This is a genomic window from Micromonospora sp. NPDC049240, assembly GCF_040647835.1.
In the GTDB taxonomy this organism is placed as follows: Bacteria; Actinomycetota; Actinomycetes; order Mycobacteriales; family Micromonosporaceae; genus Micromonospora.
Genome location: NZ_JBEZCX010000014.1, coordinates 33,864 through 53,345 on the forward strand (window position 1 = coordinate 33,864; position 19,482 = coordinate 53,345).

Sequence of the window (19,482 nt, forward strand, 5' to 3'; positions counted from 1 at the left end):
GAACCGGAGTCCTTCGGCTGCGGTGCCGGATCCGCCTCGGGTACCGGCGGGCGGTACCGGACAGGCTCCCGCCGGTCCTGATCCGGGTCGGCAGCCGTGCCGCCGGTTGTCGCGCCGGTTGTCGGGCGTTCATTCCCGGCCGAAGTGGCCGGCCCGGTGTGGGGCGTTCGAACCTCGGCCGGACCGGAGGAGCCGGATCGGGCCGTGCCACTTTCGGATGTCTGCCCGGATGTGGGGCCGGCATAGGCAGGCGGAGCCGGGCGAGCGGGAGCGGTCGGGGCCGGCGCGTCGGCCGCCACCCCGGGCGCGGACGCCCGTGCCGCGGGTGCCGCCGACCGGCCGGTTCCGGGCACGCCGGTTCCGGGCACGCCGGTTCCGGGCACGCCGGAAACCGGAGCGGTGGCGGCCGGTCCGGTGGGGACCCGGCGATCCTGTTCGGCAGCCGGCCGGCGGACCTCGTCGTAGCGACCAGGCGCCGGGGGAGCGGACCGCCGTGGCTCGTCGGGTCGGCTCGGCGGTACCGGCCGCGTCGGGGCCTCACCGGCACGGACCGGTGGGTGCTCGTCGGGGCGTACCGGCCACTGGGCCGGCCGAGGCCGGTGGTCGGGGCGCGCGGCGGGCGGTCGGGCATCCCGGGACTCGGGGTGGGGGCGGGCCGGGCCGTCCTGCTCCGGACGGTGGCCGTCGCGGCGCCGGTCGTCGGTCGGGCCGCCCGGGTACCCGTCGCGCGCCGGCCGCTCCGCGTGCGGGCGGGACCGCTCGTCGGGCTGGTACGCGGCCGGCTCGGTACGCGACCGCCGCTCGATCACCGGCCACTCGCCCTGCGGCGCGTGGGTCCGGTCGAGCGGCGGGCGCTGACCGTCCCACCGCTGGTCGAGCGCGGGGCGCGGGTCGCCGTACCGGTCGGTCCCGGTGGGGCCGGCGGCGTCCCGGCGCGGCGTGCCGTCGGCCCACCGTCCACCGGTCGGCTCGCGCCGGTCCGTCGGAGGCGGTCCCGGTTCGCGCCAACCGTCACGACCCGGCTCGCCCCGTGCCGCGGTGCCACGCTCGCGCGCGGGGCCGGCCTGGCCGTGGCGTTCCGTGGGTCGGCCCGGTACGGCATTCCGCCCCGCGTCGGCCGCCGGAGCCCAGCGACCGTCGGGTCCGGCCTCGCGGCGGTCGGGTCCGGCCTCGCGACCGTCCACCGGGGCGCGGCGGTCGTCCGCCGGCCGGCGGCGTTCGGACCAGCTCGCGGCGGGTTGCGGGGCCTCGCTCGGCTCCGGCATCCAGCCCGGCGCCGGTGGGGTCGACCGGTGCGACGGCGCCCCGGGGTGGGTCCAGCGCTGGTCGAAGCGTTCGGGTGCCGGGGGCGGGCCGGGCGGGGTCCGGTCCGCCGGCCGAGGCGGTCGGCCGTCCGCGCCGGGGCGGTCCGGACGGCCGCGCCACTCGCCCGCCGCACCGACCGGCCGCTGCCCGCGTCGCTCGTCCGGCCCGGCCGGGCTGACCGGGTACGTCCCGCGCGGCCCGGCCGGGCTGACCGGGTACGTCCCGCGCGGCCCGGCCGGGCTGACCGGGTACGTCCCGCGCGGCCCCGCCGGGCTCACCGGGTACGTCTCACGCCGTCCAGCGGGGCTGACCGGGTACGTCCCGCGCGGGTCGGCCGGGCCGGCCGGGTACGCGTCGGTCGGCGCCGGGCTGGTCGGATGCGCGTCCTCGGGCCCGGGGCTGACCGGGCGTACCTCGGCGCGTCCGACCACGGCCCGGCGACGCGGCGGCGGCGTCAGGTGTTCGAGGCCGATGTCACCCGGGTAGCGCTGCCCGGGGAACTGCGGCTGCCACTCGTGGGTGGGCTCCAGCGCCCAGGCCGGTTCGGCCGGCTCACGCCAGCTGCCCCAGCCACTCATCGGCAGCCCCTTCCGTGGCTCGCGCGGCGCGGCCCCGGAACCGGCTCGCGTCGCTCGCTCACGGCGGTGTCACCTCGTCGGAAATTGTCGCGCTGGGGCGGCGGACGTGCCGGTAGAGTCGCCCGGCCAGCAGGTCTTGGCTGCGGAAGGAGGGTAACGGCGTGGGCTCGGTCACCGCCACTGTGGCGTCACCCACCGACGGACACGTTACCCCATGGTTTCGGACATTCGGCGCGATAGTGGCGGCCGGGTTCCGGCGACACGCCACCTACCGCCAGGCGGCCGTGGCCGGCGTGGTGACCAACACCGTTTTCGGCTTCCTGCGCTGCTACATCTTCCTCGCCGCCACCGACGCGGCCGGCACCGTCGCCGGCTACGACCGGGCGCAGCTCGCCACGTTCGTCTGGGCCGGGCAGGGGCTGCTGGCGGTCATCGCGATCTGGGGCTGGACCGAGCTGGCCGACCGGATCCGCTCCGGCGAGGTGGCCGCCGACCTGCTGCGACCGGTGCACCCGGTGACCAACTATCTCGCCGTCGACGTGGGCCGGGCCGGGTTCGCCGCGCTCGCCCGGCTGGTGCCCCCACTGGTGGTCGGCCCGTTCTTCTTCGCGGTGTACCTGCCCCGGCACTGGGCCACCGTGCCGCTGTTCCTGCTCTCCGCGCTGCTCGCGGTCGTGGTCTGTTTCGGCTGCCGCTACCTGGTCAACGCCACCGCCTACTGGTTGCAGGACGTCCGTGGTCCGATGATCCTCTGGACGCTCGGCTCGGGCGTGCTGGCCGGGCTCTACTTCCCGCTCGGCTTCCTGCCCGGCTGGCTGGAGGCGACCCTGCGCTACGCCACCCCGTTCCCGAGCCTCCTCCAGGTGCCGCTGGACGTGCTTGTCGAGCGGGAGCCGATGTCGACGGGTCTCGACCTGGTCGGGCTCCAACTCGGCTGGGCGGTGCTGCTGCTGGCGCTCTGCCGGCTGGTGCAGCGCCGGGCCGAGCGCCGCCTGGTGGTGCAGGGTGGCTGAGCACGATAGTGCGCCCAGGGTGGCTGAGCACGATAGTGCGCCCAGGGTGGCCGAGCACGGCAGTGCGCCCAGGGTGGCCGAGCACGGCAGTGCGCCCAGGGTGGCTGAGCACGATAGTGCGCCCGGGGTGGCCGAGGTCGGCGGCGGGGCGCTGCGGGCGTACCGGGCGCTGCTCGGGGCGCAGGCGCGTTCGCAGGCGGCCTACCGCACGTCGTTCGTGGTCGACCTGGTCGGCAACCTCGGCGCGACCGTGTTCGACGTGGTCACCGTCCTGGTGATCTTCGGGGTGACGCGTGAGCTGGGCGGCTTCACGCTGCGCGAGACGCTTGTCGTGGTCGGGCTGTCGTCGTGCGGGTTCGCCGCCGCCGACCTGCTGGTCGGCAACGTCGAACGGCTGCCCCGGTACGTGCGCGCCGGCCTCTTCGACGCGGTGCTGGTCCGCCCGCTCGCCGCGCTGCCCCAACTGCTGCTGATGGACCTGCCGCTGCGCAAGGTGTCCCGCGCGGTGTTCGGCCTGGCGGTGCTCGGGTTCGCGCTCGCCTCGGCCGGGATCGACTGGACCCCGGGCCGGGTCGCGCTGGCCGTGGTCGCCCCGCCGGCCGCGGTGGTCTTCTTCGCCTCGGTCTTCGTCACCACGGCCACCGTGTCGTTCTACTGGGTCGACTCCGGCGAGCTGGCCAACTCGGTCACCTACGGCGGGCGCGACTTCACCTCGTACCCGGTCACCGTCTACGGCGGGTGGTTCCGCGCGCTGTTCGCGTACGGGATGGGGTTCGCGTTCGTCAGTTACCACCCGGCGCTGGCGCTGCTCGGCCGCGCCGACCCGCTGGGCCTGCCGGCCTGGGTGGGCTGGGCGTCGCCGGCCGTCGCGCTGGTCGCGGCGACGGTCGCGGTCGTGGCCTGGCGCGTCGGGGTCCGTCACTACCGGAGTACGGGGTCATGAACGTCATCGAGATGGACGGGCTGCGCAAGGAGTTCACGGTGCGGGTCAGGACCGGGACGCTGCGCCGCGAGAAACGGACGGTGACCGCGGTCGACGGCGTCGACCTGCGGGTGGAGCGCGGCGAGATGCTCGGCTACATCGGGCCGAACGGCGCCGGGAAGTCGACCACGCTGAAGATGCTCACCGGTGTGCTCATGCCGTCGGCGGGCCGCGCGCGGGTCTGCGGGCTGCGGCCGGTGGCCGACCGGACCCGGCTGGCGCTGCGCATCGGGGTGGTGTTCGGGCAGCGGTCGCAGCTCTGGTGGGACCTGCCGCTGCGGGACTCGTTCGACCTGCTGCGGCACGTCTACCGGGTGCCGGCCGGCGCGCACGCGGCGCGACTGACCCGCTGCCGGGACCTGCTCGACCTGGACGCGTTCCTGGACACCCCGGTCCGGCAGCTCTCCCTGGGACAGCGGATGCGCGGCGAGCTGACCGCGGCGCTGCTGCACGGCCCGGAGGTGCTTTTCCTGGACGAGCCGACCATCGGGCTGGACGTGGTCAGCAAGCAGGCGGTCCGCGGCTTCCTGGCCGAGCTGGGCCGGGCCGGTGACACCACACTGGTGCTCACCACGCACGACCTGGCCGACATCGAACGGCTCTGCCGGCGGCTCGTGGTCATCGACCACGGCCGGGTGGTGCACGACGGGTCGATCGCGGAGCTGCACCACAGGTACGGCTCACGCCGGATGGTGGTCGCCGAGCTGGACACCGCGCTGCCCGAGCCGCCGGTGCTGCCGGGCGCGCCGGTGCAGCGGGTGGAGGCGGACGGGCGGCGGCTGGTGTTCGCGCTGGAACGGGCGAGCGTCGCCGAGGTGGTGGCCGGGCTAGCCGGCCTGGCCACGCTGCGCGACATCTCGATCGTGGAGCCGGACATCGAGGAGGTCGTCGCCCGCCTCTACCAGAGCGAAAGGAAGGGCCCTCTGTTAACGCCTGGCGTATAGCAGGGGGCCCTTCTTGACGCGTCGCTCAGACCTTGTCGCCGATGTTGACCCGGGGGGCGGGCGCGCGCATCTTGCGGAACGTGATCGACCGCATGATCGCGTAGAAGTAGAGCGAGCCGAGCTTCTCGGTGCTCTTCGGGAAGCGCTGGCGGACCAGCTTCTTGATCTTCCGGGAGATCAGCACCGAGTCGATCAGGACGCCCAGGGCCAGCGCGCCCCAGAGCAGGTTGGAAAGCAACCGCACGATCGGCGGCATGGCCTGGTTGGAACCGACCAGCACGATCAGCGCGCCGCCGAAGAACCAGGTGCCGACCGTACGCCGGGAGTCGACCACGTTGCGGGCCAGCAGGCGCTCCGGCCCCCGGTCCCGCGGACCGCCCTCGCGGCGGAACTCGGCGGTGGCCTCGGCGCGCGTGGCGCGGCGCTGCTCCCGGGCCTCCTCCTTGGTCAGCGGCCGGACCGGCGCGGCGGCCCGGCGACCGGCGGCCGGACGTTTCGGAGTGGTCCGCCCCAACTCCTTCTTGCTGGGCGTGTAGCCCCGGGGGCGGGCGGCGGCGGACTCCTCGTCGGTCGTCACCGTGGTGACGGACTCCTCGACGGGGTCGGCGGACTTGCGGCGAAACAGCGACGGCACGCCGGCAAGGGTAGCCAACCGGTGCGGCCCGGCGCACATCGCGGTGCGCCGGGCCGGTGACCGGGTGGATCAGGGACGCTCGACGTGGGCGCCCAGGTCAGCCAGCTTGGCCTCGAAGTCCTCGTAGCCCCGGTTGATCAGGTCGACGCCGTACACCCGGGAGGTGCCCTCGGCGGCGAGTGCCGCGATGAGGTGGCTGAACCCGGCCCGCAGGTCCGGAATGACCAGGTCGGCCGCGTGCAGCTTGCTCGGGCCGGCGATCACCGCCGAGTGCTTGAAGTTGCGCCGGCCGAAACGGCACGGCGTGCCGCCGAGGCAGTCCCGGTAGACCTGGATGTTGGCGCCCATCGTGTTCAGCGCCTCGGTGTAGCCGAGCCGCTGCTCGTAGACCGTCTCATGGACGATCGACAGGCCCCGGGCCTGGGTGAGCGCGACCACCAGCGGCTGCTGCCAGTCGGTCATGAAGCCGGGGTGCACGTCGGTCTCCAGGGCCACCGCGTTCAGCTCGCCGCCCGGGTGCCAGAACCGGATGCCGCCCTCCTGGCCCGGGTCGCCGAGCTTCGGCGGCCGGCTGTCGGTGACCTCGTACTCGCCGCCGACGGAGCGGAAGATGTTCAGGAACGTCATCATGTCGGCCTGCTGCGCGCCGAGCACCTCGACGTGGCCGCGGGTGGCCAGCGCCGCCGCCGCCCAGCTCGCGGCCTCGATGCGGTCGGGGATCGGCCGGTGCGTGTAGCCGTGCAGCTTCTTGACGCCCTGGATCTCGATCACCCGGTCGGTGTGGACCTTGATGATCGCGCCCATCTTCTGCAGGATGCAGATCAGGTCGATGATCTCCGGCTCGACGGCGGCGTTGCGCAGCTCGGTGACGCCCTCGGCCATCACGGCGGTCAGCAGCACCTGCTCGGTGGCGCCGACGCTCGGGTACGGCAGCGCGAACTTGGTGCCGTGCAGCCCGTTCGGCGCCGACAGGTGCAGACCCTCGGGGGTCTTGTCGACGGTCGCGCCGAACTCGCGCAGCGCCTGCAGGTGGAAGTCGATCGGGCGCGGGCCGATGTGGCAGCCGCCCAGGTCGGGGATGAACGCGTGGCCGAGCCGGTGCAGCAGCGGGCCGCAGAACAGGATCGGGATCCGACTGGACCCGGCGTGCACGTTGATCTGGTCGGTGCTGGCGCTCTCGACGTTGGACGGGTCGAAGACCAGCTCGCCGTCCTCGGTGCCGTCGGTCACCTTCACCCCGTGCAGGCCGAGCAGCCCGCGGACCACCTCGACGTCACGGATCCGCGGCACGTCGAACAGCCGGCTGGGTGTGTCGCCGAGCAGGGCGGCCACCATCGCCTTGGACACGAGGTTCTTCGCGCCGCGCACGCGGATCCGCCCTTCGAGCGGAGTGCCTCCGTGTACGACCAGGACGTCGTCGGTCAACGCAACCTCCAGCGCGTTGGGTGTTGCCGTGTAGGTGAGGGCTCGCGATTGGTCATCGCTACCCGGATCGCGGCCATGGGAAAACCGGCACGCGTATGTCGTCGCCCCGGCAGCATAGCCCTCCGTGACGAGAATGGAATCGGTCACATCGCCAGCGGGGGCACGAACCGGGGTGTCCGGTACGTTTCCGTGCCAGCGATCTCACCGAGGGTGATCAGGCGCCGGGCAGCGCCAGCATCTGGTCCAGCGCCGCGCGGGCGTGCCCGGCGGTCTCCGGGTCCACCGTGATCTGGTTGACCACGCGGCCGGCGACCAGCTCCTCCAGCGCCCACACCAGGTGCGGCAGGTCGATCCGGTTCATCGTCGAGCAGTAGCAGACCGCCCGGTCGAGGAACATGATCTGCTTGTCCGGGTGGGCCAGCGCGAGCCGCCGGACCAGGTTCAGCTCGGTGCCCACCGCCCACGCCGAGCCGGCCGGGGCCGCCTCGATGGCCTTGATGATGAACTCGGTGGAGCCCACCAGGTCGGCGGCGGTGACCACCTCGTGGCGGCACTCCGGGTGCACCAGCACGTTCACGCCGGGCACCCGCGCCCGCACGTCGTGCACGCTGTCGAGGGTGAACCGGCCGTGCACCGAGCAGTGCCCGCGCCACAGGATCATCTTCGCGTCGCGTACCTGCTCCGCGGTGAGCCCACCGCCCGGCTTGTGCGGGTCGTAGAGCACGCAGTCGTCGAGCGAGAAGCCCATCTCCAGCACCGCCGTGTTGCGGCCCAGGTGCTGGTCGGGCAGGAACAGCACCTTGCGGCCCTGCTCGAACGCCCAGTCCAGCGCCCGCTTGGCGTTCGACGAGGTGCAGACCACGCCGCCGTGCCGGCCGACGAAACCCTTGATGTCGGCCGAGGAGTTCATGTACGTCACCGGGACGGTGTCCGCCGCCACGCCCAGGTCGGTCAGCGTCTCCCAGGCGGTCTCGACCTGCGACAACACGGCCATGTCGGCCATCGAGCAACCGGCGGCGAGGTCGGGCAGGATCACCTTCTGCGCGTCCGAGGTCAGGATGTCCGCGCTCTCGGCCATGAAGTGCACGCCGCAGAAGACGATGTACTCCGCGTCCGGGCGGGCCGCCGCCTCCCGGGCCAGCTTGAACGAGTCGCCGGTCACGTCGGCGAACTGGATCACCTCGTCGCGCTGGTAGTGGTGGCCCAGCACGAAGACTCTGGTGCCGAGCGCGGCCTTCGCGGCGGTCGCGCGGGCCACCAGGTCGGGATCGCTCGGCGCGGGGAGGTCACCCGGACACTCCACGCCACGCTCGGTGGCGGGATCGCTGCCGCGGCCGAGGAGCAGCAGCGCAGTGGCCGTGTTGGAGGGCTCAACCCAGGTCGAAGTCACGTCCCCATGGTCCCACAGCCCGGCCACCGCGCAGCCGCCACGGATGTGGCCTGCCACACTGCTCGGCATGCGGATGCTGCTCTGCCCGGACAAGTTCGCCGGCACCCTGTCGGCCCCGGAGGTGGCCGCCGCGGTGGCCGAGGGCTGGCGGACCGTCGCCCCCGACGACGACCTGCTGCTCCGGCCCCTCGCCGACGGTGGGCCCGGGTTCGTCGAGGTGCTCGCCGGGGCGCTGCCCGGGCGGCGGTTGGCGGTGCCCACGGTCGACCCGCTCGGCCGTCCCGCGGCCGGTGAGATCCTGCTCACCGACGACGGCGTGGCGTACCTGGAGAGCGCGCAGGCGTGCGGCCTGCACCTGCTGTCCGCCGCCGAACGGGACCCGAAGGCCACCACGTCGTACGGGCTGGGACTGCTGGTCGCCGCCGCGGTCGAGGCGGGCGCGCGGACCGTGGTGCTCGGGCTGGGCGGCTCGGCCACCAACGACGGCGGCGCCGGGATGCTCGTCCCGCTCGGCGTCACCCCGCTCGACGCGGACGGCCGGGCGCTGCCGTACGGCGGGGTGGCGCTGGCCGGGGTCGCCGCGCTCGACGGCGTACCCCGGTTGCGGGGCGCGACGCTGGTCGCCGCCACCGACGTGGACAACCCGCTGCTCGGGCTGCACGGCGCGAGCAGCGTCTTCGGGCCGCAGAAGGGCGCCGACCGGGCGGACGTGCTGCTGCTGGACGCCGCGCTGGAGCGCTGGGCGGCCGTGCTGGTCGAGGCGCTGCCCGGGTGCCCACCCGACCTCGGCGCGCTGCCCGGCGGCGGCGCGGCCGGCGGCCTCGGCGCGGCGGTGCTGGCCCTCGGCGGCCGGCGCGAGTCGGGCATCGGCCTGGTCACCCGCGCGGTCGGGCTGGACGCCGCGCTGGACGCCGCCGACCTGGTGATCACCGGCGAGGGTTCCTTCGACCACCAGTCGCTGCGCGGCAAGGTGGTCGCCGGCGTGGCCGGGGCGGCCCGCGACCGCGGTGTGCCGTGCGTGGTGCTGGCGGGACGGGTGAGCACCGGGCGGCGGGAGGCCGCCGCGGCCGGCGTGACCGAGGCGCACAGCCTGGTCGAGCACTTCGGCGGTGAGGATCGTGGGGGAGTGGCGGCGGCGATGGAGCGGCCGGCCGAGGGGCTGCGCGCGCTCGGCGCCCGGCTGGCCGGCCAGTGGAGCCGCTGAGGCGTTCCGCTGGTCACGCCGCCGGGTGATCACGCCGACAGCGGCGTACGATCGGAGGCGGACCACCGGGAATACTGGCGGACGTGCGGCGTTGGCCAGTACGTCCGGACCTCATACCGCGCAGGGAGACTTCCACGTGACCACGCCAGCGCAGACCGAGTCGACCGAGGCCAAGGAGGCCCCCAGCACCGTCGTCCTCACCGACGTCGCGGCGCAGAAGGTCAAGGCCCTGATCGAGCAGGAAGGCCGCGACGACCTGCGGCTCCGCGTCGCCGTGCAGCCGGGTGGCTGCTCCGGCCTGCGGTACCAGCTCTTCTTCGACGAGCGGTCGCTCGACGGTGACGTCGTCACCGACTTCGGTGGTGTCGAGGTCGTCGTCGACCGGATGAGCGCCCCCTACCTGACCGGCGCCACGATCGACTTCGCCGACCGGATCGACGCCCAGGGCTTCACCATCGACAACCCGAACGCCGGCAGCTCCTGCGCCTGCGGCGACTCGTTCAGCTGAGTCGCCGGGCCGAAACGCCTGCCGAACGGCGGAACCATCCCTTCCGGGGTGGTTCCGCCGTTTTCGTTACTACGCGAACGTGCGGTGAACGGCCGGTTCACGACCGACATCGGCCGGAGCGCCGGGACGCCCGGTAGTCTGACCGCGCCGTGCTCCCGACCACGAGGGTTGACATGAAGATCGCCGTGACCGGCTCGATCGCGACCGACCACCTGATGAGCTTTCCCGGCCGCTTCGCCGACCAGCTCATCGCGGACCAGCTCGACAAGGTCTCGCTCTCCTTCCTCGTCGACGAGCTGGTGCTCCGGCGCGGCGGCACCGCGGCCAACATCGCGTTCGGCATGGCCCAGCTCGGGCTGCGTCCGGTGCTGCTCGGCGCCGTCGGGGCGGACTTCGCCGACTACCGGTCCTGGCTGGAGCGGCACGGCGTCGACTGCGACTCGGTGCACGTCAGCGACGTGGCGCACACCGCCCGCTTCGTCTGCACCACCGACACCGACATGTGCCAGATCGCGTCCTTCTACGCCGGGGCGATGAGCGAGGCCCGCAACATCGAGCTGGCCCCGGTGGCGCAGCGCCTCGGCGGCCTCGACCTGGTGCTGGTCAGCGCCAACGACCCGGCCGCGATGATCCGGCACTCCGCCGAGTGCCGGGAGCGCGGCTACGCCTTCGTCGCCGACCCGTCCCAGCAGCTCGCCCGCATGGACGGCGCGGACGTGCTCGGCCTGGTCGAGGGCGCCGAGTACCTGATGACCAACGAGTACGAGAAGTCGCTGCTGCAGAGCAAGGCCGGCCTGACCGACGAGCAGCTGCTGGACCGGGTCAAGGTGCGGGTCACCACGCTGGGCAAGCACGGGGTGGAGATCGCCGGCCGGGAGATCGGCACCATCCGGGTGCCGATCGCGCGGGAGATCCAGGCGGTCGACCCGACAGGCGTCGGCGACGGCTTCCGGGCCGGCTTCTTCGCCGCGCTCGACTGGGGCGTCGGGCTGGAGCGCGCCGCCCAGGTCGGCTGCCTGCTGGCCACCCTGGTGCTGGAGAACTTCGGCGGCCAGGAGTACGAGGTCCGGCGGGACCTGTTCGTGAAGCGGCTCGCCGAGTCGTACGGGGACGCGGCCGCCGAGGACGTCCGGCCGCACCTGCTGTGAGCGTCCCGGCCGGCCCGACCGGCGGGGTGGGCCCGGCGGCGGCCCGCCCCGGCTCGGGCGGAGGGCCGCTGCTTGTCGCCTTCGCCGGGCTGCCGGGCGTGGGCAAGAGCACGCTCGCCGTGCGGGTCGGCGCCGCGCTGCGCGTCCCGGTCCTGCCGGTCGACCCGGTCGAGCGGGCCCTGGGCCACTACGGACTGGTCGGCGACGTGCCCGGGATGGCCGCGTACGGCGCGGTCGCCGGGCTCGCCGAGGTGCAGCTCGGCCTCGGGCTGAGCGTGGTGATCGACGCGGTGAACCCGGTCGCGTCCGCCCGCGGCCTCTGGCACGACCTGGCCGAACGGGCCGGCGTCCCGCTGCGGGTGATCGAGGTGCACTGCGGTGACGAGGCGGAGCACCGGCGTCGCGTCGAGGCCCGGCCAGCCGGCGGGCAGGCGCCCGCGACCTGGGAGCAGACGCTGGTACGCCGCGCCGAGTACGAGCCGCTGATCGGCCCCCGCCTGGTGGTCGACACCGCCGTGGCGACCGACCCCCTCCCCGGCATCCTCGCCTACCTCACCTGAGCATCCCCGTTAACCGGGGCGCACTCCTCTACCGCAGGCGTTAAGCGGGGGCCCTTCCTTGCGCCCGCACGTCGTAGGCGGGGCCGGCGTCGGGGTGGGCGGCGACGAACTCGTGGCCGCGCATGCGGCAGAAGGCCGGGATGTCCACGGCCGCCGCCGGGTCGTCGGCCAGCACCCGGACCACCGCCCCCGCCGGCAGGTCGGGCAGCCGGCGGGCCAGGTTGATCACCGGCAGGGGGCAGCGCTGGCCCCGACAGTCGAGCACCTCGTCCGGCTCGCTCCCCGCGCTCACCGGCTCGCCTTCGTCCGCGGCTGCGGGACTCGCCGGACCGGGCTCGTCCGCGGAGTTCACAGGCCGGACACCCCCGCCTCGGCGCGCAGGTCGGCGACGATGCCGGGCAGTTCGGCCAGGAACCGCTCCACGTCCGCCTCGGTGGTCTCCCGGTGCAGCGACACCCGCACGTTGCCGTGCGACAGCACCCCCATCGCCTCCAGCACGTGCGACGGGCGCAGCGTCGACGCGGTGCAGGACGAGCCGGAGGAGACCGCGAAGCCGCGCCGGTCCAGCGCGTGCAGCAGCGCCTCGCCGTCCACGTACAGGCAGGAGAACGTCACCAGGTGGGGGAGTCGGTCCACCGGGTCGCCGACCACCTCCACGTCCGGCACCTCCGCCGCCACCCGGGCCCGGACCCGGTCCACCAGCGGCGCCAGCCGGGCCGCCTCGGCCGCCGCGTCGGCCACCGCCGCGCGCAGGCTCGCCGCCGCGGCCACCACCGCCGGCAGGTTCACCACCCCCGGGGTACGCCCCGACTCCCGCTCGTCGGCCGGGTACGGCGACTCCCACCGGGTGCCCTTGCGCACCACCAGCAGGCCGACGCCGGGTGGGCCGCCCCACTTGTGCGCGCTGGCGGTCAGCACGGACCAGCCCGCCGGCAGCGGCGCCCGGCCGACCAGTTGGGCCGCGTCCACGTACAGCGGGACGCCCGCCTCGGCGCACACCTCGGCCGCGGCCGGCACCGGCTGCACGGTGCCGACCTCGTGACTGGCCCCGATCAGCGCGGCCAGCGCCACACCGGGGGCGGTCACCGCCGTCGCCCAGGCGTCCAGGTCCAGCCGGCCGAGCCGGTCCACGGGTACGGAGACCGCGTCGCCCCCGCCGGCGGTGTGCCGTTGGGCCGCGTGCAGCACCGCCGAGTGTTCGATCGCCGAGTGCGCCAGCGTCGTACCGGCCCGGCGTCGCCCGGCCAGTCCGCCCAGCACGGCGGCGTGCGCGGCGGCCGTACCGCTGGGGGTGAAGGAGAGTTCGTCGGCGCGGACGCCGAGTGTCTGCGCGGCGGCCTCCCGGGCGGCGTCGAGGAGTTGGCGGGCCCGGCGGGCCGGCGCGTAGAGCCGGGCCGGGTCGGCCCAGCCGTCGTCCAGGGCGGCCAGCAGCGCCTGCCGCGCGACCGGATGGAGCGGGACGGCGGAGGCGGCGTCCAGGTAGACGGGGGAGGCGCTCATGGTCCTCAACGCTATCGCCCGGGTCCGCCCACGATCTCCCCGAAGGGGGCGGACAGTGACCCCAAGACCGCCTGGCCCGCCATGGTCGAGTAATCTGCGACCGTCGGTGACGCCTTTGCCGTCGGTGTCAGGAAAACAACCGCCGCGGCGCGCTAGGGAGGCAGGACCAGGTGGTCGCAAGGAGTTCGGAGGTACGGCCGTCGGCCGTACGGCACAGCGCCTCCCCGGGGGCCGGTGGGCGCCGGCGGCGTGGTGCTGGTCGACTCGCCGGGCTCGGTCTCGGTGGAGCGGCGCTGCTGGTCGCGCTCACCGGCTGTGACGTCGGCAAGACGTTCGGCGGCTTCGGCTGGCCGCAGGGTGGCATCACGCCCGAGTCGCACCGGATGTACGACCTGTGGATCGCGTCCTGCATCGCGGCGCTGGCGGTCGGCGTGTTCGTCTGGGGCCTGATCTTCTGGTGCGTGGTCCGCTACCGCAAGCGCGGCAGCGAGCTGCCGGTGCAGACCCGCTACAACCTGCCGATGGAGTTCCTCTACACCATCGCGCCGATCCTCGTGGTCTCCGTGCTCTTCTACTACACCGCGGTCGTGCAGACCGACGTGAACAAGGAGACGAAGAACCCCGACGTCACCGTCGAGGTCGTCGCGTTCAAGTGGAACTGGCAGTTCAACTACCGCGACGGCCAGGGCCGGGACGCGAACACGGTCGCCTCGACGCTGGGCACCAGCGAGGTCATCCCGGTGCTGGTGCTGCCGAGCGGCCGGTCCATCCGGTTCGAGGAGCAGAGCCGCGACGTCATCCACTCGTTCTGGGTGCCGGAGCTGCTGTTCAAGCGTGACGTCATGCCGGGCAACGTCCGCAACACGTTCGAGGTCTCCAGCATCGACCAGGAGGGCGCGTTCGTCGGCCGCTGCGCCGAGCTGTGCGGCAGCTACCACGCGTTCATGAACTTCGAGCTGCGGGTCGTCTCGCCGGAGAAGTTCGACCAGTTCCTGGCCGCCAAGAAGTCCGGCAACTCGACCCAGGACGCGCTCAAGGCGATCGGTGAGCCCGAGTACGCCACCGAGACCAAGCCGTTCGACACGCGGCGCAACACCGCGAACTTCAACCCGTCCGACGCGTCGGCCGGCGCGGGAAGCTGAGGGGTTCGGCATGAAGACCGAGTGGAAGATCTTCCTCACCATCGCCACGTTCCTTCTCGGCGCGACCGTGCTCTACGGCGCCTGGACGTACGGCGACAGCGGCGGTCACGTCGAGTGGGTCGGCACCGTGGCGCTGCTGCTCTCCTTCCTGCTCTGCGCGATGTGCGGTGGCTTCTTCTGGTTCGTCTCCCGGCGGATCGACCTGCGCCCGGAGGACCGGGCGGACGGCGAGATCGCCGACGGCGCCGGTGAGATCGGCTTCTTCAGCCCGGGCAGCTACTGGCCGTTCGGCCTGGCGCTGGCCGCCGCGATCGCCGGCCTGGGGCTCGTGTTCTGGCAGTTCTGGCTGCTGGGCCTGGGCCTGGTGGCGGTGGTCTTCGCCGCCTGCGGGCTGCTCTTCGAGTACTACTCGGGCACCCGCCGCACCGCCGAGCACTGACCCGCACCAGCTCCGCCGCAGGCCCGCGCCCCCTCCCGGGGGTGCGGGCCTGCTGCTTCCCACGCTCCGGCCCCCAACTCGTCGATCATGACGATGGCGGCGTCGACTGTCCGAACTGTCGCCGCCAACCTCATGATCACCAACTGCGGGCCGGCTGCGGGGCGGCGCGGGGGTGAGGTCAGGCGGCGTGGCGGTGGGCGGGGCGCGGCACGCGCCGGCGGGACCGCGTCGCGGGGCGGAGCGTGCCGGCGGCGATCAGCACCGCCGCGCCGCAGCCGGTGCAGGCCAGCTCCGGGCAGTCGGCGCCGTGCCCGTCGCCGCAGTGCGGCGTCTCGAACAGCACGACGCCCTCACAGAGGTCGCAGTAGAGTTCGCGGTCCGACACGGGCGTCTCCTCTCGCTCCGGTGCCGGCCGGGGCGGACGCCACCGACCGACAGAGCTATCAACCGAAAACGGAAAATTACTCCCCTGTAGTTTGGCACGGGAGTCCGACAGCCACCGTTCAGGCGGAGCGCGCGACCTCCAGCCAGCGGTCCAGCACCGCTGCGGCGGCGCCCGAGTCGACCGCCTCGGCGGCCCGCTCCAGGTTGACCCGCAGCGCCGCGTGCAGGTCGCCGTCGAGCGGGCCCTGGGTGGCCAGGGCGACGGCGGCGTTCACCAGCACGCTGTCGCGCACCGGGCCGGTCTCGCCGGCCAGTAGCCGGCGGACCACCTCGGCGTTGTGGACGGCGTCTCCGCCCCGCAGGTCGGCGAGGGTGGCCCGGGGCACCCCGAGCTCCGCCGCGTCCAGCACCGACTCCCTGACGGCGCCCTGCTGCGCCACCCAGACCCGGGTCGGCGCGGCGGTGCTGAACTCGTCCAGCCCGTCCTCGCCGCGCAGCACGATCGCCGAGTCGCCGCGGGCCGCGAAGACGGCGGCCATCACCGGCGCCATCCGCCGGTCGAAGCAGCCCACCGCACCCGCGCGGGGCCGGGCCGGGTTGGTCAGCGGGCCGAGGAAGTTGAACGCCGTGGGCACGCCGATCTCGCGCCGGACCGGGCCGGTGTGCCGCATGCCGGGGTGGAAGCGGGCGGCGAAGCAGAAGCCGATCCCGGCCTCGGTGACGCAGCGGGCCACCTGCTCCGGAGCCAGGTCGAGCGGCACGCCGAGCTGCTCCAGCACGTCCGCGGTGCCGCAGGAGGAGGAGGCGGCCCGGTTGCCGTGCTTGACCACCCGGACACCCGCGCCGGCGACCACAAGCGCCGCCATGGTGGAGATGTTGACCGTGTGCGCGAGGTCGCCGCCGGTGCCCACCACGTCGAGTGCGGTGGCGCGCACCTCCTCGGGCAGCTCGACCGGCACGGCGCGGGTCAGCATCGTCTCGACCAGGCCGCCCAGCTCGGCCGGGGTCTCACCCTTGGTGCGCAGCGCCACGGCGAAGCCGGCGATCTGCGCCGGCGTGGCCGAGCCGGCCATGATCTCGCCCATCGCCCAGGCGGTGTCGGCGGCGGAGAGCTCCTCGCCGCGCAGCAGCGCGTTGAGCAGAAGCGGCCAGGTCCGTTCGCCCATGGCGGGCCTCCCGAGCGGCGTGAAGTGAAGCGGTTGGGGGCGCGCCACGGCCGCGTCGCCGTGGCGCCGCAGGGTGGATCAGGCGGCGGCGTGGGTGCGGCGCAGCAGCTCCGCCACGGTGCTGCCGGCGAGCACCGGGTCCAGCGGGTGGGTCAGCGTGGCGTCGACCTCGGCGTACGCGGCGAGCCAGCGGTCCGCGGCGCGGGCCAGCACCACGCAGGTCGGCGGCGCGTCATCCCGGTCGTCCTTGATCTGCCGGGCGATGCCGATGCCGCCGCCCGGGCTCGCCTCGCCGTCGAGCAGGAGCAGGTCGATCTCGTAGTCGTCGACCAGCCGGACGCAGCCGGCGTAGTCGGACGCCTCGACGAACTCGATCTCGATGCCGGGCGCCGGCCGGGTGCCGACGGCGAGCCGCATCCGGTCCCGGACCTTCGGGTCGTCGCTGTAGAGCAGGACGGTGCAAAGACGATCGCTCATCGTGACGTGGCTCCCACCTCGTAGCTGCCCGCTGATCGTAGCGGTCGTCACATTCCGCCGGTGGGCCCGGTCCCGGCCCCGGCGTTCGCCTCGGCCGCGCGCTGGCGGGCCTCCTGGCGGTCCAGCTCGCGGTCCAGCCGGCGGGCCTCACGCTCCGACTGTTTGATCCACTGCACCACCAGCACGGCCAGCATGGTGACGCTGACGAACTCGCCGCCGGCCCAGAGGACGCCGCCGGCGACCACCTGGTCGTTGCGCGGATCGGACCAGGCCAGGTTCAGCGACGGGTACCAGTCGCCGCCGAGCAGCGTGGTGCTCTGCATGATGGTGAGCCCGAGCACGGTGTGGAACGGCACCGAGAGCAGCATGAGCAGCGCGCGGGCCGGGTACGGCCAGCGCCCGGGCAGCGGGTCCAGGCCGAGCAGCGGCCAGAAGAAGACGCAGCCGGTCATGATGAAGTGCGCGTGCACCAGCTCGTGCGCCCACTCGTGGCGCAGCGTGAACTCGTAGAGGTTGGTGAAGTAGAGCACGAACGGGTTCGCCACGAAGATGGCGAACGCCACCAGCGGGAAGGTGTAGACCCGGGCCACCCGGCTGTGCACGACCGCGAGCAGCCGCTTGCGGGGCCGCACCGGCAGGGTGCGCAGCGCCAGCGTCACCGGGGCGCCCAGCGCCAGGAAGATCGGCGCGATCATCGACAGCACCATGTGCTGCACCATGTGCACCGAGAGCAGCGCGGTGTCGTACGCGCCGAGCCCGCTGACCGTGACCGCGGCGATGCCGCCGAGCCCGGGGCCGAGGAACGCGACGGTACGCAGCACCGGCCACCGGTCGCCGCGCAGCCGCAACCGGTGCACCCCGTAGAGGTAGAGCCCGGCGGCGAGCACCAGGCCCAGCGTGAGCCAGCTCTCCAGCCGGGTCTCGGTGAGCACCCGGGCCACGGTGAACGGCGGTGGGGCGGCCTCGCCTCCCGCCGCCAGGGTCGCCGGGGCGGCGGCCGAGGTGACGGCGAGGATCTGATCGACGTGCAGCACGCTTTTCAGGGTAGGTCAGGCGAAGCGGACGACCACGATCGGGCCACTGCGGGCACCGGTTTGCCACCCCGCTGATCGTCGGTCCCGGTCAAGGGCAATAATGACCGCGTGACTGCGGCCCCAGCCATTGACAAGAGCCGGATCCACTCCCTGACGCGGCCGAACATGGTCAGCGTCGGGACGATCGTGTGGCTCTCCAGCGAACTCATGTTCTTCGCGGCGCTGTTCGCGATGTACTTCTCGATCCGCGCGGCGGCGCCGGAGCAGTGGGAGAAGCACACCGAGGTCCTCAACATCCCGTACGCGACCACCTTCACGGTGATCCTCGTGCTCTCCTCGGTGACCTGCCAGCTCGGTGTCTTCGCGGCCGAGAAGGGTGACGTCCACGCCCTGCGTCGGTGGTTCACGATCACCTTCGTGATGGGTCTGATCTTCGTGCTCGGTCAGGCGAACGAGTACCGGACCCTGGTGCACGAGGGCGTCAAGATCAACGAAGACGGTTTCGGGTCGATGTTCTACCTGACCACCGGCTTCCACGGTCTGCACGTGACCGGCGGGCTGATCGCCTTCATCATCTTCATGGTCCGCACCACCATGGGTCGGTTCACGCCGGCCCAGGCGACCTCGGCGATCGTGGTGTCCTACTACTGGCACTTCGTCGACGTCGTGTGGATCGGGCTGTACGCCATGATCTACTGGCTTCAGTGATCTTGGCGCGTTCCGAACCGCGCCGCTGCTCCGTCCCCTGAGACAAGGTCCAACCGGTTAAGGACACAGGTCATGACTTCTGACAACGACCGCCGACGCGGTCTGCTCGCGCGGCTGCGCGGGCGGCCCGTGGCGCGCAGCAGGGGCCGCCGCCGGCTGGGTGCCGCGGTCCGGCTGGCCGCCGCGCTGATGCTGGCCGGCGGCGCCTACACCGTCTTCGCCCCGGGCGTGCAGGCGCAGGACAACCCGCCGCTGACCGCCGCCGGTAACGAGGGCAAGGCGCTGTTCGATGTGAGCTGCGTGACCTGTCACGGTCGCAACGCCCAGGGCGTCGAGGGTCGGGGCCCGAGCCTGATCGGCGTCGGGTCGGCCTCGGTGGAGTTCCAGGTCGGCAGCGGCCGCATGCCGATGGCCCGGCAGGAGGCGCAGGCCATGCGCAAGCCTCCGCAGTTCACCGACGAGCAGGTGCGCCAGCTCGGGCAGTACATCCAGGAGCTCGGCGGCGGCCCGCAGGTGCCGTCGGGCAACCTGCGCGACGGCGCCAACATGGCCACCGGTGGCGAGCTGTTCCGGATCAACTGCTCGCAGTGCCACGCGTTCGGCGGCGGCGGTGGGGCGCTCTCCTCCGGCAAGTACGCCCCGAGCCTCAAGCCGGCCAGCGACCGGCAGATCTACGCCGCCATGCTGAGCGGCCCGCAGAACATGCCGGTGTTCGGCGACAACCAGATCACTCCGCAGGAGAAGGCGGACATCATCGCCTACATCCAGGAGACGCTGAAGAGCGACCAGGACCAGGGCGGTTTCAACCTGGGCCGGTACGGCCCGTCGACCGAGGGTCTGGCGATCTTCCTGGTCGGCATCGTCGCGCTGGTCTTCGCGAGCCTGTGGATCGCGGGCAAGTCGTGACCGAGGCGAACATCTGTATCATTGCCCTGGTGCCG

The 19,482-nt window shown here is 73.4% G+C and carries 20 protein-coding genes; 11 read left to right on the forward strand and 9 right to left on the reverse strand.

What is annotated here, in order from left to right; translation table 11 throughout:
• Positions 1-2,044: 2,044 nt before the first annotated feature.
• The 3 genes from AB0B02_RS21775 (at position 2,045) to AB0B02_RS21785 (ending at position 4,822) form a co-directional block, all read left to right on the forward strand.
• Positions 2,045-2,896, forward strand: coding sequence for an ABC-2 family transporter protein (locus AB0B02_RS21775; RefSeq protein ID WP_308447823.1), 852 nt, complete (start codon positions 2,045-2,047; stop codon positions 2,894-2,896).
• Positions 2,897-2,996: 100 nt separating this feature from the next.
• Positions 2,997-3,839 carry an ABC-2 family transporter protein gene (locus tag AB0B02_RS21780; RefSeq protein ID WP_281936767.1) on the forward strand — a complete coding sequence of 281 codons (843 nt, stop codon included), beginning with the start codon at positions 2,997-2,999 and terminating at the stop codon, positions 3,837-3,839.
• Positions 3,836-4,822 carry an ATP-binding cassette domain-containing protein gene (locus tag AB0B02_RS21785; RefSeq protein ID WP_357302906.1) on the forward strand — a complete coding sequence of 329 codons (987 nt, stop codon included), beginning with the start codon at positions 3,836-3,838 and terminating at the stop codon, positions 4,820-4,822. The genes AB0B02_RS21780 and AB0B02_RS21785 overlap by 4 nt, the downstream gene beginning before the upstream one ends.
• 25 nt (positions 4,823-4,847) lie before the next feature.
• Here the strand turns inward: AB0B02_RS21785 and AB0B02_RS21790 are convergent, their stop codons facing one another.
• The 3 genes from AB0B02_RS21790 to nadA form a co-directional block, all read right to left on the reverse strand.
• Positions 4,848-5,456, reverse strand: coding sequence for a DUF3043 domain-containing protein (locus AB0B02_RS21790; protein ID WP_357302910.1), 609 nt, complete (start codon positions 5,454-5,456; stop codon positions 4,848-4,850).
• A 69-nt stretch (positions 5,457-5,525) separates the two neighbouring features.
• Entirely contained in the window at positions 5,526-6,881 is a 1,356-nt protein-coding gene (murA, locus tag AB0B02_RS21795) for a UDP-N-acetylglucosamine 1-carboxyvinyltransferase (protein WP_308447822.1), read from the reverse strand.
• Between the two features lie 214 nt (positions 6,882-7,095).
• On the reverse strand, positions 7,096-8,271 hold the full coding sequence (gene nadA / locus AB0B02_RS21800) for a quinolinate synthase NadA (RefSeq protein ID WP_357302914.1): 1,176 nt from the start codon (positions 8,269-8,271) through the stop codon (positions 7,096-7,098).
• 43 nt (positions 8,272-8,314) lie between these two features.
• Between nadA and AB0B02_RS21805 the strand changes: the two genes are divergently transcribed.
• From AB0B02_RS21805 to AB0B02_RS21820, 4 genes are all read left to right on the forward strand, one after another.
• Positions 8,315-9,475 carry a glycerate kinase gene (locus AB0B02_RS21805; protein WP_357302917.1) on the forward strand — a complete coding sequence of 387 codons (1,161 nt, stop codon included), beginning with the start codon at positions 8,315-8,317 and terminating at the stop codon, positions 9,473-9,475.
• 136 nt (positions 9,476-9,611) lie between these two features.
• Complete coding sequence (erpA, locus tag AB0B02_RS21810; RefSeq protein WP_107159973.1) at positions 9,612-9,983, forward strand: iron-sulfur cluster insertion protein ErpA; 372 nt, start codon at positions 9,612-9,614, stop codon at positions 9,981-9,983.
• Between the two features lie 173 nt (positions 9,984-10,156).
• The gene (locus AB0B02_RS21815) at positions 10,157-11,131 is read left to right on the forward strand and encodes a carbohydrate kinase family protein (RefSeq protein ID WP_281936756.1); all 975 of its coding nucleotides are present in this window, start codon (positions 10,157-10,159) and stop codon (positions 11,129-11,131) included.
• On the forward strand, positions 11,128-11,691 hold the full coding sequence (locus tag AB0B02_RS21820) for an AAA family ATPase (protein WP_281936754.1): 564 nt from the start codon (positions 11,128-11,130) through the stop codon (positions 11,689-11,691). Before AB0B02_RS21815 ends, AB0B02_RS21820 begins: the two co-directional genes overlap by 4 nt.
• A 40-nt stretch (positions 11,692-11,731) precedes the next feature.
• On the opposite strand, the gene AB0B02_RS21825 is transcribed toward AB0B02_RS21820, so the two are convergent.
• Positions 11,732-11,983, reverse strand: coding sequence for a sulfurtransferase TusA family protein (locus tag AB0B02_RS21825; RefSeq protein WP_357302922.1), 252 nt, complete (start codon positions 11,981-11,983; stop codon positions 11,732-11,734).
• 56 nt (positions 11,984-12,039) lie between these two features.
• Positions 12,040-13,191 (reverse strand): aminotransferase class V-fold PLP-dependent enzyme, encoded by a 1,152-nt coding sequence (locus AB0B02_RS21830; RefSeq protein WP_357302925.1) that lies wholly within the window; start codon positions 13,189-13,191, stop codon positions 12,040-12,042.
• A gap of 170 nt (positions 13,192-13,361) precedes the next feature.
• On the opposite strand from AB0B02_RS21830, the gene coxB reads away from it, so the two are divergent.
• On the forward strand, positions 13,362-14,333 hold the full coding sequence (gene coxB, locus AB0B02_RS21835; protein ID WP_281936748.1) for a cytochrome c oxidase subunit II: 972 nt from the start codon (positions 13,362-13,364) through the stop codon (positions 14,331-14,333).
• 10 nt (positions 14,334-14,343) lie between these two features.
• Positions 14,344-14,772: a cytochrome c oxidase subunit 4 gene (locus AB0B02_RS21840; protein ID WP_281936746.1), complete on the forward strand. Its 429-nt coding sequence runs from the start codon at positions 14,344-14,346 to the stop codon at positions 14,770-14,772.
• Positions 14,773-14,950: 178 nt separating this feature from the next.
• Here AB0B02_RS21840 and AB0B02_RS21845 read toward each other — a convergent pair whose 3' ends face one another.
• From AB0B02_RS21845 to AB0B02_RS21860, 4 genes are all read right to left on the reverse strand, one after another.
• Positions 14,951-15,157 carry a hypothetical protein gene (locus AB0B02_RS21845; RefSeq protein ID WP_281936744.1) on the reverse strand — a complete coding sequence of 69 codons (207 nt, stop codon included), beginning with the start codon at positions 15,155-15,157 and terminating at the stop codon, positions 14,951-14,953.
• Between the two features lie 118 nt (positions 15,158-15,275).
• Positions 15,276-16,322, reverse strand: coding sequence for an anthranilate phosphoribosyltransferase (gene trpD, locus AB0B02_RS21850; protein WP_357302930.1), 1,047 nt, complete (start codon positions 16,320-16,322; stop codon positions 15,276-15,278).
• 78 nt (positions 16,323-16,400) lie between these two features.
• Positions 16,401-16,799, reverse strand: a complete 399-nt coding sequence (locus tag AB0B02_RS21855) for a hypothetical protein (protein WP_281936740.1) — start codon at positions 16,797-16,799, stop codon at positions 16,401-16,403.
• A gap of 47 nt (positions 16,800-16,846) precedes the next feature.
• Positions 16,847-17,815, reverse strand: a complete 969-nt coding sequence (locus tag AB0B02_RS21860; protein WP_281938507.1) for a cytochrome c oxidase assembly protein — start codon at positions 17,813-17,815, stop codon at positions 16,847-16,849.
• 126 nt (positions 17,816-17,941) lie between these two features.
• On the opposite strand from AB0B02_RS21860, the gene AB0B02_RS21865 reads away from it, so the two are divergent.
• Both AB0B02_RS21865 and AB0B02_RS21870 read left to right on the forward strand, forming a co-directional pair.
• Positions 17,942-18,541 carry a heme-copper oxidase subunit III gene (locus AB0B02_RS21865; protein ID WP_281936738.1) on the forward strand — a complete coding sequence of 200 codons (600 nt, stop codon included), beginning with the start codon at positions 17,942-17,944 and terminating at the stop codon, positions 18,539-18,541.
• A gap of 72 nt (positions 18,542-18,613) precedes the next feature.
• Complete coding sequence (locus AB0B02_RS21870; protein ID WP_107159950.1) at positions 18,614-19,447, forward strand: c-type cytochrome; 834 nt, start codon at positions 18,614-18,616, stop codon at positions 19,445-19,447.
• Positions 19,448-19,482: the final 35 nt, after the last annotated feature.

What these genes read in the sequence shown, in the direction of transcription:
- trpD (WP_357302930.1), bottom strand. Translation starts at nt 16,322, where the DNA reads ATGGGCGAACGGACCTGGCCGCTTCTGCTCAACGCGCTGCTGCGCGGC.
- AB0B02_RS21805 (WP_357302917.1), top strand. Translation starts at nt 8,315, where the DNA reads ATGTGGCCTGCCACACTGCTCGGCATGCGGATGCTGCTCTGCCCGGAC.
- AB0B02_RS21840 (WP_281936746.1), top strand. Translation starts at nt 14,344, where the DNA reads ATGAAGACCGAGTGGAAGATCTTCCTCACCATCGCCACGTTCCTTCTC.
- AB0B02_RS21830 (WP_357302925.1), bottom strand. Translation starts at nt 13,191, where the DNA reads ATGAGCGCCTCCCCCGTCTACCTGGACGCCGCCTCCGCCGTCCCGCTC.
- AB0B02_RS21855 (WP_281936740.1), bottom strand. Translation starts at nt 16,799, where the DNA reads ATGAGCGATCGTCTTTGCACCGTCCTGCTCTACAGCGACGACCCGAAG.
- AB0B02_RS21785 (WP_357302906.1), top strand. Translation starts at nt 3,836, where the DNA reads ATGAACGTCATCGAGATGGACGGGCTGCGCAAGGAGTTCACGGTGCGG.
- AB0B02_RS21815 (WP_281936756.1), top strand. Translation starts at nt 10,157, where the DNA reads ATGAAGATCGCCGTGACCGGCTCGATCGCGACCGACCACCTGATGAGC.
- AB0B02_RS21870 (WP_107159950.1), top strand. Translation starts at nt 18,614, where the DNA reads ATGACTTCTGACAACGACCGCCGACGCGGTCTGCTCGCGCGGCTGCGC.